The organism is Vibrio sp. Vb1337, assembly GCF_033338715.1.
GTDB lineage: Bacteria > Pseudomonadota > Gammaproteobacteria > Enterobacterales > Vibrionaceae > Vibrio > Vibrio alginolyticus.
In genome coordinates, this window is the sequence record NZ_JAWOTD010000003.1 from 294,262 (window position 1) to 307,969 (window position 13,708).

The 13,708-nt window shown below is 46.0% G+C and carries 14 protein-coding genes; 6 read left to right on the forward strand and 8 right to left on the reverse strand.

The genetic code is table 11. The annotated features are described in order from the left end of the window. Position 1 precedes the first annotated feature (1 nt). Entirely contained in the window at positions 2-943 is a 942-nt protein-coding gene (locus R7E42_RS05100) for a glycyl-radical enzyme activating protein (protein WP_213875853.1), read from the reverse strand. 258 nt (positions 944-1,201) lie between these two features. Between R7E42_RS05100 and R7E42_RS05105 the strand changes: the two genes are divergently transcribed. Further along, positions 1,202-1,876: a fructose-6-phosphate aldolase gene (locus R7E42_RS05105; protein ID WP_021707589.1), complete on the forward strand. Its 675-nt coding sequence runs from the start codon at positions 1,202-1,204 to the stop codon at positions 1,874-1,876. A 108-nt stretch (positions 1,877-1,984) separates the two neighbouring features. Here R7E42_RS05105 and R7E42_RS05110 read toward each other — a convergent pair whose 3' ends face one another. From R7E42_RS05110 to R7E42_RS05130, 5 genes are all read right to left on the reverse strand, one after another. Continuing rightward, positions 1,985-2,119, reverse strand: coding sequence for a hypothetical protein (locus tag R7E42_RS05110; RefSeq protein ID WP_262643694.1), 135 nt, complete (start codon positions 2,117-2,119; stop codon positions 1,985-1,987). Next, positions 2,116-2,544, reverse strand: a complete 429-nt coding sequence (locus R7E42_RS05115; protein WP_213875851.1) for a DUF2809 domain-containing protein — start codon at positions 2,542-2,544, stop codon at positions 2,116-2,118. The genes R7E42_RS05110 and R7E42_RS05115 overlap by 4 nt, the downstream gene beginning before the upstream one ends. Then, the gene (gene creD, locus R7E42_RS05120; RefSeq protein ID WP_213875848.1) at positions 2,531-3,871 is read right to left on the reverse strand and encodes a cell envelope integrity protein CreD; all 1,341 of its coding nucleotides are present in this window, start codon (positions 3,869-3,871) and stop codon (positions 2,531-2,533) included. The genes R7E42_RS05115 and creD overlap by 14 nt, the downstream gene beginning before the upstream one ends. A gap of 75 nt (positions 3,872-3,946) precedes the next feature. Beyond that, positions 3,947-5,389: a two-component system sensor histidine kinase CreC gene (gene creC / locus R7E42_RS05125; protein ID WP_213876152.1), complete on the reverse strand. Its 1,443-nt coding sequence runs from the start codon at positions 5,387-5,389 to the stop codon at positions 3,947-3,949. Then, entirely contained in the window at positions 5,389-6,099 is a 711-nt protein-coding gene (locus R7E42_RS05130; RefSeq protein WP_182016018.1) for a response regulator, read from the reverse strand. The genes creC and R7E42_RS05130 overlap by 1 nt, the downstream gene beginning before the upstream one ends. Before the next feature lie 259 nt (positions 6,100-6,358). Here R7E42_RS05130 and R7E42_RS05135 point away from each other — a divergent pair, with 259 nt between their 5' ends. Beyond that, the gene (locus R7E42_RS05135; protein WP_005374970.1) at positions 6,359-6,871 is read left to right on the forward strand and encodes a DUF2799 domain-containing protein; all 513 of its coding nucleotides are present in this window, start codon (positions 6,359-6,361) and stop codon (positions 6,869-6,871) included. A 34-nt stretch (positions 6,872-6,905) separates the two neighbouring features. Here the strand turns inward: R7E42_RS05135 and R7E42_RS05140 are convergent, their stop codons facing one another. Beyond that, on the reverse strand, positions 6,906-7,364 hold the full coding sequence (locus R7E42_RS05140; protein ID WP_053303884.1) for a GNAT family N-acetyltransferase: 459 nt from the start codon (positions 7,362-7,364) through the stop codon (positions 6,906-6,908). 24 nt (positions 7,365-7,388) lie between these two features. Beyond that, a complete protein-coding gene (locus tag R7E42_RS05145) occupies positions 7,389-7,859 on the reverse strand; it encodes a GNAT family N-acetyltransferase (RefSeq protein ID WP_017820545.1) in 471 nt (156 codons plus the stop codon). Between the two features lie 132 nt (positions 7,860-7,991). Between R7E42_RS05145 and R7E42_RS05150 the strand changes: the two genes are divergently transcribed. The 4 genes from R7E42_RS05150 (at position 7,992) to R7E42_RS05165 (ending at position 13,699) form a co-directional block, all read left to right on the forward strand. Further along, positions 7,992-9,182, forward strand: coding sequence for an MFS transporter (locus R7E42_RS05150; RefSeq protein ID WP_017820546.1), 1,191 nt, complete (start codon positions 7,992-7,994; stop codon positions 9,180-9,182). Further along, on the forward strand, positions 9,157-10,125 hold the full coding sequence (gene yidZ, locus R7E42_RS05155; RefSeq protein WP_318072396.1) for an HTH-type transcriptional regulator YidZ: 969 nt from the start codon (positions 9,157-9,159) through the stop codon (positions 10,123-10,125). The genes R7E42_RS05150 and yidZ overlap by 26 nt, the downstream gene beginning before the upstream one ends. A 141-nt stretch (positions 10,126-10,266) precedes the next feature. Beyond that, positions 10,267-11,136, forward strand: a complete 870-nt coding sequence (locus R7E42_RS05160; RefSeq protein ID WP_213961678.1) for a DMT family transporter — start codon at positions 10,267-10,269, stop codon at positions 11,134-11,136. 388 nt (positions 11,137-11,524) lie between these two features. Continuing rightward, the gene (locus tag R7E42_RS05165) at positions 11,525-13,699 is read left to right on the forward strand and encodes an FUSC family protein (RefSeq protein ID WP_213867899.1); all 2,175 of its coding nucleotides are present in this window, start codon (positions 11,525-11,527) and stop codon (positions 13,697-13,699) included. The last annotated feature ends 9 nt before the right edge of the window (positions 13,700-13,708 follow it).

The following is a 13,708-nucleotide window of genomic DNA, read 5'->3' on the forward strand; positions in this document are numbered from 1 at the left end:
GTTAACCTCTTACAATCACGTTAAGTTGGGTGTTTTCGCTTGCGTATTGCATGGCGCTTTCTAGCAGTTCTGGTTTGTTTAATGGCTTGTCAGAACACTCGTAAGGCATATCGAGCAAACGGTATTTATTGATGCCGAGCGTGTGGTACGGCAGCAAGTGAAGTTCTTGGCAGCTCTCTAGTGAAGCCGCAAAATCGATGATGTCTTTCAACTCTTCGATGGTGTCATTGAACCCCGGCACAACGGGAACGCGAATCACAATGCGTTTCGCGATAGGTGCCAGTTTTCGGAAATTGTCTTTGATGCGTTTTAGTGAACCTTTCGCCCAGCTAAGAAACTTTTCTTCATCGGTATGTTTTAAATCCGCCAACCAGCAATCAATATGCGGCGCGACTTTTTCGACGTTCTTCCACGGCACATGCATGCACGATTCAATAGCGGTAGAGACTTGGTTGTCATGCAGACGCTGTGCGAGTTCTGCTACCAAATCGGCTTGCATGAGTGGCTCACCACCGGAGAAAGTCACGCCACCTTGGCTTTGGTCGTAGAAAGGTTTGTCTTTCATCAAGGTGTCGAACAGCATGTCTGATTTCGCTTCTTCACCGCAAACGGTCAGTGCTTGCGTCGGACAGACATTGCGCAGCGCGATCAGTTGGTCTTCTTTGATGGCTTTGCGATTAATGATGATCTGGTTGTCGATACGTTGAATACCATCACCCACCGTTTCACTATCCGCTGTAGATTGAGTTGTGGCTTGATAAGCAGAAACGCACAGTTGGCAATCTTCCATGCAGCTTCGCTGATCAAACAACAGTGAATGCTTTTCGCTGCGACTTTCTGGGTTTTGACACCAAGGACAAGACAAGCTGCATCCTTTAAGAAAAAGAATGGAACGAATGCCATCGCCATCATGGGTAGAGAATCGTTGGATATTGAAATACATCTCTGCTTGCCTCTTGGTCTGTGCTACCGCTGTGTACCTAATTCGTTTCTTTCTTACTGGTTAAGTCTTATGAGCGGTTTTTCTTTGTTCGAACTGAAAGCTTCATTTGAGCGTTTACAAGTTTCACTAAGCTTTCATTTAATGAAATTATTATAGTTTCAAATGAAATTTCAATTGATCAAAATCAAGATCTCGTTCGATTGTCAGATCTATAGTGATCCCATCATCAAAACGAAGATTTTGTTTAAGGTAGAAACCATGATCGAACTTTATTTAGATACTGCTGATGTGGCAGAAGTAAAACGCTTTAACCAATGCCTACCGCTAAAAGGCGTGACGACAAACCCAAGCATTTTGGCGAAATCAAAACAGGGACTGAATGAAACCCTAGCAGGCATGCAAGAAGCACTTGGCGGTACACCTCGCTTTCACGCTCAAGTCGTGAGTTCAACCGTCGAAGGCATGGTGGCAGAAGCGCGCCAACTGAATGAATTGCCTTACGATATGGTGGTAAAAGTGCCAGCAACAGAAACAGGCTTAGCTGCAATTAAGCTAATGAAAAAAGAGGGAATTCAGGTTCTTGCTACCGCTATCTATTCAGCTCAACAGGGTTTCCTTGCGGCACTGTGCGGTGCAGACTACCTAGCACCTTACGTAAACCGCATCGATGCGATGAACGGCAACGGTGTTGAAGTGGTCGCGGATCTTCAATTGTTGCTCGATCAGAACCAACTACCAGCGAAGATTTTGGCAGCCAGCTTCAAGAACACTCAACAAGCGATGGAGGTGATGAAACTGGGCATCGAAGCCATTACATTACCAACCGATGTGGCGGCACAAATGTTCGCTCACCCAGCAGTAAAACCGGCGGTTGAACAGTTCGATAAAGACTGGAAAGAGACGTTCGGCGATAAACTTTCATTTGAAAGCTAATTAAAAGTAAGAACTCAATATCTTAGTCAATAGTAAGGGAATCTTAACTCACCCTGTGCGTCGGTGAGTTTAAGATTCCCTTTTGTATTTCATATAAAGAGGTGAGGTTTACAGCAGTTCTCTATTAGTCAGTGACCAAAGGTACACGCGCTTGAGTAAACTGATTTTGATCCTCTTACGAATACCTCGTTTGGAATGTCGACGTCGGTTTGGTGGCACAATGGCTTTCATCTCGGTTTTCATTTCTTTTCCATCCACCAACACAGTAGACCCCCGATGCAGTAAGCCAGCATATCTTTCCAACCAAATGTGGCGCCCAAAATTACAGCCAGAGGCGATGAAGATTCGATACCAAGCCAAACCGTAACCTGTAACAATTGCCCTAACTCAACAGCAAACGCAATCAACACCACCAGTGAAACCAGCCAGTTAACGGGCATGGAGAACAAGCTTGCAAGAAAGTAGTAGAGCCAAACCACAACGAGAACATCACCAAATGTCGGACGAATAAAGCTGTCTCGAACATAGAGCGCAATAACGACCAATGCGATAAAACACACCAAGCTTTTGAGTCCATTTTTTGCAGATAATCGCAGGTGGATAGCGGACGTCTCTTCCACCATATCGCTTGGCTGACCAGTGAGAGTTGCTCGCTTAAACGTCTTCATGATTCGCCTTTGCACTTTCTTCTGCTTTCTTATTTCGGGCGTACCAGTCGACGTTGCGTGTAATGACCATAGTGAAGCTCAAAATCGCAAAACACAGTAATGTCCCCATCACCAATGCGTAGCTTTCTGCTTGTAGCAAGCCAAACAGTAATCCGTAGAGAGTGAGCAAACATGCTCCAAATATCGCGCCGTTTTTGGTGTTGCTCAACATACCGCTCACGTACACACTTAAAAGCCCGGTCGATGCGACTGCCGACACCACATACGCCCAGTTAAAGCCGAGGTGTTCACTCATCGAAATCAGCAATAGATAGAAAAGCGCTAAAGCCAGACCAATAAAGCCGTATTGCACTGGGTGAACCGGACGCGCTTGGAACAGCTCCAGTAAGAAGAAACTCGCAAATACTAATGTGATAACCAACAGTGAATAGTTCACAGCTCGATGGGATTTCAAATAGTGGTCCACGGGATCAATCAAATCTACGCCCATTTGTCGCTGTTCAAGCTCGTGACACGCATGATTCGATGACAAACAGCTTTGGAACAGCTGCGCGATATTGGTAGAGAAGTTGTTGCTCGCCCATTGCGCGTTAAATCCATCTTCAGATACCTCTGACGACACCGGTAAGTAATCACCAATAAAGCTTGGATGCGCCCATGCTGAAGAGAGCTCCACTGTTGTTTGACTGCCAATTGGTGTGACTTGAAGCTGTCCCATCCCTTGTAGCAAGAAGTTAAGATCGAATGCCAAAGGTTGTTCTGCGTTTAGGTCTGCAAGTGTCAGATCACTGTGGAAGCCTTGTGGTAACTGATTTAACCCCGTTCCCGGTGCGACTTCGATATCAGAGCTCGCCATGGTCATGTCATCCAGACGAATCAATCCGCGGCTGTCTTCAATGCCAACCACTAGACTCATGTTTTCAATATCAATCCCCTGCAACGCTGCGAGATCGTCTGCATCAAAAGTGCCTTTCAGCGCCACTTGTGCTTTGTATAAACGCGCGCGGTAAATGCCTCGGTACTTTTCAAAACTGTCCAGATTTGCGCTCATATCAAAAGTGCTAGGTAGGAGGAATTTACGACGCTCTTTAATCTGTACTTTGTCATCTCGGTAACTGGTTTCGGTGTAGTTAACCATGATGAATGGGCCAATGATGCGCTGTTCGCCGCTGCTGCTGCGTGCGATGTCGTTTCTGACTTCATCTTGGCGATATGAGCGTTCTGAGATCAGCCCTGTGACCATTGAAAGCGGGATTTGCAGTAAGACAAACAAAAACAGCACGAAGGCGAACTTCGTGCCGAGTTGGTTATTGAGGATCTTTTTCATGTTTCATTCTCCATTTGCTGATGGAAGTAATCTAAATCAGCAATTTGGAGAACGAATGGAGCTAATGTGGAGTTTCTATGGAGTTGGTAAAATCAGGGTCACTTTCACGCCAGAATCGACGTTTTCGACTTGTAACTGACCTTTGTGCAGCTTGATCACTTGCTCAACAAAATTCAGCCCGAGCCCAGTGCTCTTAACGCCATTTTCCCGAGCGAGGGAGTAGAAGCGTTCCGTCAAACGCGACATCGCGTAGTCGGGAATGTGAGGACCTGAATTGAAAATCGACAGGCACATTTTCTCTTTCGCGACCTCAGCTTTCCATTCAATGCATCCCTCCGAATCAACAAAATCCAGCGCATTGTCCATCAAGTTAAAAACGGCTTGTTTCAGTAAGAAGGCATCACCAAGCACGGCGAGATGGTCATCAATTTGGATGTTGGCAATCACCGACTTTGCACTCAAGCGCGCATCCGCCGATTCAACCACTTCATTGACCATTTGTTTTAGCGAGATAGCTTCGACTTGCTCTAGCTCGGGGCGCTTTTCAAGACGAGCAAGTTCTAGCAACTTATCAATCAATGACTGCATGCGGTCGCTTTCTCGCTCAATGTTACCAGCAAAGCGCGCGACCTTTTCTTCAGGCAACGGCATTTGTAATATTTCACTCGCGCCTTTAATCGCTGATAACGGGCTTTTCAGCTCATGAGTCAGCGTCTGTACGTACTCTTCCACATATTGTTTGCCATCGAGCTGATTGCGCATTTTCTCTAATGCGTCGCTTAGCGTGCCGTACTCATAAAAGATACGAAATGTCGGCTTAGAGACCTTTTCACCCTCACCCATTTTGGTCGCGTAGTCTTCTAGCTTGTTCAGTGCCGAGTGAATTCGCCAAGCAAACAATGCCCCTGCCAATAGCACTAAACCACTCATCCACACCATCCAAAACAGCACATTGCGTTTAGAAAGATCGATGAAGGGTTGTACTGAGCGATTGGATTTTGCCACCGTCACGCTGCCAATGATTTCACCTTTGTGGTAAATGGGCGCAGCCACGTGCATAACGGTTGAGAGCGGATCTTTCGGGTCTTCGATGGTACTGCGCGCGCCGTATTGACCACGCAACGTGAGATAAACATCGTTCCATTGCGAGTAGTCTTTGCCTACGTCTTGCAGCCAAGAATCCGCAATCACAATCCCTTGTTTATCGGTGATGTAAATTCGATGGTTAATCGCTTTTTTACCGATTTCCCAAATGCGCGCTTGAGGCTCTCGCTGTCCATAAGCCGTTAATAGTTTGGAGAAGCGACTCTCAGACAACTTTCCGTTCGCAACGTCTTCTTCCGCCAATACCGCAAGCAAGTTCGCCATATCCACTAGCGTCTCTTCGGTGGTTTGGCGCACGGTTGGCTTAAGTTCTTGGACAACCGTTTTGCTCACCATGTAAGCCGTCATCCCGACTAAGATGAAGTAGAGAAAAAACAGTCTGAGTCCAAGCGGGATCTTCGGCCAGCGATTCATCATTCACCTTTAATGCAGTAAAAGTAACCAAAGCCACGTTTGGTACAGATGCGTTCAGACATCTCAAACGGCTTCAACTTATTGCGAATGGCTTTGATATGGGTATCGATATTACGCTCATATGCAGCCTCTGGCGCCATGTCTGCCGCGATCATAAGTTGCTCTCGACTCAATACATTGGAAGAGACAGAAATCAGTTTATCGAGGATCTTGAACTCCACCGCGGTCAGCCCAAGCATTTGCCCGCCAACACCGTAGTCGAAGTTCTGCGCAACTAAATCATGGTTCAAATGAGGTTGTTCTGGAACAGCTACAGGCTCTGGTTTGTCCTCCATCATTGGCGCTTTAGCTTTGATTCGAAGTTTAATGCGAGCCAACATTTCGCGCGGGCTAAATGGCTTAGTCACGTAATCATCCGCGCCAATTTCCAAACCGACTACGCGGTCAATTTCATCGCTTCTTGCGGTGAGAAAGATTATGGGAATATCAGAAAACTCACGGATGGTTTTGCATAATTCAAAACCATTGCCATCCGGTAAGCCTACGTCTAAGACAAGTAACGCTGCGGAGTTGTGCTGCAAAAAAGCTAAGCCCTCTCCTGCTGTTGCAAACCACTCTGCGTGGTAGCCATCCATCTCTAATACATGAATCAGGTTCTCTGCGATAGCAGATTCATCCTCGATAATAAGGACGGTGGGTTGTTCGCTCAATGTCTTAGCCTCATTGACGGTGTTTATCTTTATGTTGGTATTATCACTTAATTTGGGGCCAAGGCTAGTGGATTGATGCAGCAAAGGCGCAGTTCGTGGATAATACTAATCAAACACACTTCTATTCAGCATAATAAATTTATCACTTAGATTAATGAGTCACCACAATTGTGAATACAATGATTTCAACCATTGATATGAACAGTGTTCATTTTAAACTCAAGTTATCAATTCGATTTTATTTAAAGGACAGTCACTGATGAAAAGAGCGCTAATCCCCCTGGCTTTACTGACTTTGCTCTCAGGTTGCGCCAGCATGTCTCCGGATGAGTGCAAAACAGCAAACTGGTACAACGTAGGTTATCAAGATGGCCGAGACGGCAACGATCCAAACATTATCAATAGCTATACCGAAGACTGTGGTGAAGCGGGTGTGACACCCGACCGAGCGAAATGGAAAGAAGGCTTTGATAAAGGCACTATCCAATATTGCTCACCAGACAATGGGTACACTGTCGGTATCGAAGGCAAAGAATATTACGGTGTATGCAGCAGCAAAGAGTTTATTGAGAACTACCAGTTGGGTCATCAAGAATATCAACGCCAGCAACGCATCCAACAAATCGATACTGAAATCTCGGTCATCGATAATCAGCTTGATGGCAATCCAGACAAAGATAATGCCAAAAGACTGAAAGAGAAGAGAAAGCGATTGGCTGACGAGCGTTCAAGCCTCCTATCGCCAACCATCAACTTGAATCTGAATTTCTAAATCGATTGGATTTAGCTTCTAAAAATTCATGGCCCTAGCTCAGTTCTAGGGTCATGAATTGACTGTTCGGATCGAGTTCGTAATCCCCGAACGGCTCGCAGTACACAAAGCCATGCTTTTCATACAACAGGCGCGCTGGTTTAAAAAACTCCATCGAGCCCGTTTCTAAACTCAAGCGCTGCAAACCTTTTTGCTTCGCTTGCTCAATCACATGAATCAATAATTGAGATGCCACACCTTGGTTTCTTGCCGTAGGCGTGGTGCGCATGGATTTCAGCTCCGCGTGTTGGTCATCCAACTCTTTAATCGCCGCACACCCAAGCAGTTGCTCACCTTTCCATCCGGTCCAAAATGTCACTTCTGGCGCTTTGAGCTTATCTAAATCTAACGCATGCACGCTTTCTGGTGGTGACGTGGCGTACATGTCCTGTAAATGTCCTTCCAACAGCGCTATCACTTGCGACCGTTCTAAATTGTCGATTTCAATCCTCATCTTTCCATCCTTGGTTTTTCCTAGCTAAAGCGGCTGTCTCATAATGTGTTGCGGTCCAACGGGGCCTCCGTGGTAAAGCTCATTGGTATCTTCAAACCCTGATTTTAAATAGCACTGATAAGCGGGTATGTTGCGGCAATTCACTGTGAGATAAAGCGCATCAAACTCGGGATAATGGCGTTTGGCGAAATCGGCAAACTGTTGAATGGCTTGCTTGGCGATGCCTTTGCCTTGATGACGGTGATCCACCAGCAAAGCACGTACGCCTAAACTGTTTTTCGGGCAAAAATCGTATTTCTCGCTGTAAGCAGCATCAAATAGAAAAAAGCCAACCACGTCATCGTCTGCCAAAATCAGATGCGGAAGCTCTGTGGGTTCAAGACGTGTAAGCATTTCACCCACATCCGCGACCGTAAACTGCGATTGCTCTTCTAGAACGCTAAGTTCGCAAGTGTGTTCATGTCGCTCAGGCGAATACTTTTCAATAGTAATCATAATCTTCCTTGTTGTTTTTATGCTCAATTCATACAGGGTATGTCGTAAATAGAAATACCTAGTGTCGTATTTCCCACTCGCAGGCAAACGTTTAGCACTCTATTATCCTCGCCATTCGATAGAGAGGTTTCCATGTCCCGTTTTTTACTTTGTAGTTTTGCACTCGTTTTACTCTACCCTACTGCCATTGATTTGTATCTTGTTGGTTTGCCTCAAATTGCGTCAGATCTCAACGCCAGTGAATCTCAGTTGCATATTGCGTTTTCGATCTATTTAGCTGGCATGGCTACCACCATGTTATTCGCGGGGAAAATTGCAGACTCTGTGGGACGAAAGCCTGTTGCCGTCGTCGGCGCGATGATCTTCGTGCTCGCGTCTTTTCTCGGCGGGATGGCTGAGCAACCAAACACTTTCTTGATTGCTCGCTTTTGCCAAGGCATCGGGGCTGGATCTTGCTATGTCGTCGCATTCGCGATTTTACGCGACACGTTAAACGATGAACGCCGCGCGAAAGTATTGTCGATGCTCAATGGCATCACCTGTATCATTCCAGTGATCGCACCCGTGATTGGTCACTTGATTATGCTGAAATTTCCTTGGCCGAGTTTGTTTACCACGATGGCAGGAATGGGCATTCTCGTCAGTGTATTGGCCATTTTTGTTCTCAAGGAATCACTACCCAGCCAACAAGGTGAAGAACAGACAACGCCAGAGAGCCATCAAGAGACTTTCTTCGAGCGATTTTTTATCAGTAGGCTGATCATTACTGCACTTGGAGTGACCACTATCCTGACCTTTGTTAACGCTTCACCAATTGTTGTGATGAGTATGCTTGGTTTTGATCGCGGTGGCTATTCTTCCATCATGGCGGGGACTGCGACGATCAGTATGTTGATTTCGTTCTCGGCGCCATTGGCATTGGGGATTTTCAAGCAGCGAACCTTAATGATGAGCTCTCAAGTATTGCTCGTTTGTTCAGCCATCGTGCTCAGTGCAGCCCATTTCCATGATGGACAACCTTTTTACTATGTGTTCGGACTTGGGCTGATTTGCGCAGGCTTCGCTTGTGGCTTTGGCGTGGCCATGAGCCAAGCGCTCAGCCCATTCTCTCAACAAGCTGGCGTGGCAAGCTCGTTACTGGGCATTGCTCAAGTTTGTAGTTCCGCGTTCTATATTTGGTTTATGGGTTTCATCGGCGTTACTGCACTGAATATGTTGGTGTTTATCTTAGTGCTAGGTAGCGTAATCAGCCTTGCTCTAATACTATTGATTCCAAAGCCTGTTCACGATACCCATTATGAAGAAATCCCTAGCGCGACTTGATTTAAACTTAATGTTCACTCTGCAATTATTGTTGCAAGAGCAAAGCGTCTCGAAAGCCTCGAAAAAGCTGAACGTTACGCCCTCTACCGTAAGTAAGTCGCTCAACAAACTTCGTCATTGGTTCGATGATCCTTTGTTTGTCAAAACACCTAAAGGTCTTGCGCCAACGCCCTTGGCGCAAAGCATGGAGCAAGATCTTGCAGAATGGCTGCAAATTGGCTGCCAGATTGCAGAAAAACGCAGCGATATTACGCCTAAAGGAGTGCGTTTTGATATCACGATTGAGTCGCCATTAGTGCTCACAATGCTGGACAGACTCATCGTCGCTATCCACCAGCGATACCCTGAAGCGAAAGTAAAAACCAGTAACTGGGATTACGACTCACTCGACGCCATCATTCGAGGCGAGGCGGATATCGGTTTTACCGGCCGAGAGAGTCACCCGAGATCGAAAGAGTCGTTGGATCTTCTGCCGTATTTCTTGGATTTTGAGATTCTATTTTATGACCTGCCGATGGTGTATTTACATAAAGATCATCCGGCATTACAGCAAGAGTGGAATCTCGAGACCTTTCTGAGCTACCAACACATCAATATTGTTTGGGAAAAAAGTGAAACTTGGGCGTTGGATGAAGTATTAACGGAACTAGGGCTACAGCGCTCTACCGGGCTGACGATGTCCAACTTTGAGCAATCCCTTTTTATGGCAGCGCAGCCGACGCATGACATGATCACCACCGCGCCGCACTATTGCAAAAGTTACACAGAAAAGCTGCATCTCGATTTGGTGTGCTTGCCAATTCCATTAGACCAAGCTCAACAAGACAAGTTACTGATTCCATTTACCATGATTTGGCATAAACGCAATGCGTACAATCCCAAATTGCTATGGTTGAAAAACACCATTAAGTCATTGTACAAACAACCTTCCCAACCACAGTAAGACTCAGGCTAAGGTCAGGTTTTCTCTGGTTATTTTTAATGACTTTCTTGCTCTGATAGCTATAACTAATCACTTTATCAACTAATAAAAATGTTCTTTTGGATCTACACTAGCTGTTCATTTACACGCTAAGGATCAAGGATGTCGACCTTCTTACTCACTGCTATTGCAATGCTGGCGTTCGCTGCCAATTCATTATTGTGTCGAATTGCCTTGGCAGAAGGGTTAATTGATGCAGGAAGCTTCACGCTCGTTCGATTGATATCCGGCGCTGTTATCTTAATCGCAATGCTTGTCGTGAGAGGTCAGTGGAAAACCGATCGGCCAACTTCTCGCTTTCGCTTTTTTGCTGGCGTGGCGTTATTTGGTTACGCTGCCCTTTTCTCTTTCGCGTACTTACAACTGGCGACAGGAACAGGTGCTTTGCTTTTGTTTGGTGCCGTGCAACTTACGTTACTGGCAATCTATTGGTGGCAAGGTGAGCGCTTTCAGTTTCTCGAAATCATCGGTATCGGCCTTTCAATTGTTGGATTTGTTTGGTTGATGTTGCCATCTGCCACTCGTCCCGATATTAGCTCTGCACTTCTTATGTTGATTTCTGGCGTTTGTTGGGCTGCGTTTACTGCGCTCGGTAAACAAGCGCCTTCTCCAAGTAGTGGCATCACGTGGGGATTCATCGCTGCATCAATAATTGGCGTGCTCCTTTCGCCATTAATCTTGTCCTCAATCCACCTTTCTTGGAGCGGAGTGTTGCTCGCTATCGCATCTGGTGCCATTGCCTCTGGCCTTGGTTATACGCTTTGGTATCAAGTAATGCGTAAGCTCTCTTTGCTTCAAGCCGCCGTCAGCCAACTTTCCGTGCCAGCCATTGCTTTGCTACTCGGCACCGTCGTACTCCACGAGCCTCTTTCACTGCATATTCTTTTAACCAGCGGCATCATTCTTGGTGGCATCGCTTTGGTTTTTTTATCTCGATCCAAAAAAACAAACGAACAATCGGCAAGCCGATAAAAAGTAATAACTTTCCCTCTCAAGTACCCATTCATCATCTATGCTTTTTAAAGCAGTAAAGCTCATTGCAGATGGTACAAGTGGTCTGCTTTGGTACCAGGCGAAGAATATAAGGTGAGAATTGGCTCACACAATGCAACGATTTTGTTTCAAAAGTGAGAATCATCACAGATAGCGAATTTGCTCGTTTTAGGCGTTTCGCCAATAACGCCAAGGGCTAGCACGAGATCAAGCCAAATACGCACTTTTTGTTTTGACAAAGGGTTTACAAAGCACACTTTTTCACCCGCTATATTCCGCCCCCCTAATTTATTCAGAACAAGATTCTGATTATTCATATAAGAAATTCATCAACTTATAACGATAAGCCTGAGCAAACTTTGACACTATGAACGACAAAATAAAATTCGCTATTAAAGTATCGCTTAGCCTAACTCTGGCTTATCTGATCCCGTTTGCCATGGGTTGGCCGCAAGCATCGACGGCCGCAACCACAGTGATGCTGATTGCATCCACAGGCAGTCGTCGAGAATCACTCGCCAAAGGTACCTTACGCGTGTTTGGTACGTTGGTTGGCGCCGTCGTTGGCTTGTTACTGGTGGGATTGTTTGCTCAAGACCGCTTGTTGTACATGCTGAGCGTGTCGGTTGTGGTCTCATTCATTTTTTACTTCCGTAATGCCTATCAAAAAGATCCAACGCTACTCATGCTGACCGGTGTGATGACGTTGATGATGTCCAATGGCGGTGACGCAGAAGGTGCGTTCCTTTATGGCGTTGACCGCGCCTATATGACGGTGTTTGGGGTGGTGGTTTACACACTCGTGGGGACTTTCTTATTCCCGACCAAAACAGAACAAAACCTAAGGCAGCTCATCGAACAACTCAACCAAGCACAACGCGCGTTGTTCTCCGCTATCTTGCAAAATTTCGAGCAAAAATCGGCAGGGCAAATCTCTCCTCAAGAAGACGGAGAAGAAAATCCAGAAGCGGAAGAGCCACAACCTAGCGTGGACACTCTCATCGAACAGATGTTTGCCGCTCAAAATGCACTCGAACAGCGCTTTGCCACGGTCAGTGTGGAATGCAGCGACGTGTCGGCCTACATGAAAGAGTGGCGCTTGGCAGTTCATTTGAACAAGCAGGTAACGCAACAATTGACCGTCGCGGCGCACAGCCACTTTAGCCACCAGCAAGACCGTGAAAGCATCAGCAACTTTGATCAAGCCGTGGCGGAAATTGACGCGCTATTTGATACCTGCCAACAAGTCTGGGAAAAAAAAGAACCCGCTTATCGTGCTCAGGAATTCAAAGTCAAATACAACCAAGCGTTGCTAGAAGACGCAGCTCACCTAGAGAAAGGCTCTGCGCTTACGCTTGGTCACCTGTTGGAACTGATGCATCAAAACTTGTCGCGTTTAGCGGAGAGCATTAGCTGTATTGACTCTGTGACGAACAATGTCTCCTTTGACGTGCCACTGCCGAAACCGAAAGGCAAGTTTCTATGGTGGGACGCAGAAAACTTTAAAACCGCGGTCAAAACCTTTGTCACTTATTGGGTTGCTGGACTGATTTGGATTTATTTCAATCCACCAGGCGGCTACTCGTTCGTGGTCTTCTCGACCATGTTTATGTCTTTGCTGTCGTTCGTGCCTGTGCACCCAATTTTGTTGCTTGTGCTGTTCACTTTCGGCTTCTTGTTCGCGGTGCCTTCTTACGTCTTCATTCTTCCGCAATTGGATCTCGGGTTAGAACTTGGCCTGTTCATCTTTATCTACACCTTTATCGGTTTTTATCTGTTTAACGGGCCAGTGACGATTTTCTATATGATTGGCTTGTTTGTTCTCGGTTTAGACAACAACATGTTTTATCACTTCGGGATCCTCATGACGATCATGCTGTTGTTCTACATGGTGGTGTTCATGATTATTTTCGCGCACTACTTCCCGTTTAGCTCACGACCAGAACACCTCTTTTTGACCATAAAAGAACGCTACTTCCGACATACCCGAGAGCTGTTCACTACCTATCAACAGCAGTCTAGCTCGGTTATTACGCCGCCCAAACGGGCCTTACACTTGGTGACGCTCAATGTCTCATCGAAAAAGCTCAAAGTCTGGGGTTCGAAAATCAACCACAAACACTTTGATAAAACCACGCCAGAAGCGATTGGCGCGTTCAGCAAAGCGTGTGATGTACTCAGTAATCACATCAACATCTTAATGGCCGCCGAGAAAAAGTTGATGACCAATCCGCTGATTACTAAGCTTCGCCAACAGCACCGCGATTCCATCATTCCTTTGATGGCTGGCGCTTTAGCTAGCCATCAAGCAACACAAGAACTCGACTCCGTATTCGACCAATACAGTCAGGATTACCAAACATTCGAAGATAAACTGGAAGATTTTTTTAGTGAGTTGGATTTATCTGACTACGCTTATTCAGAGATAGCCGGTTTTTATATCTTGCTGAATTTAAAACGGAACGTGTTCGAAGCAATCAAGCATTGCAAGCAAACCTACGAGGATATCGATTGGGTGAACTTACAACAGAAGCGTTTTTAAAGGTGGGGA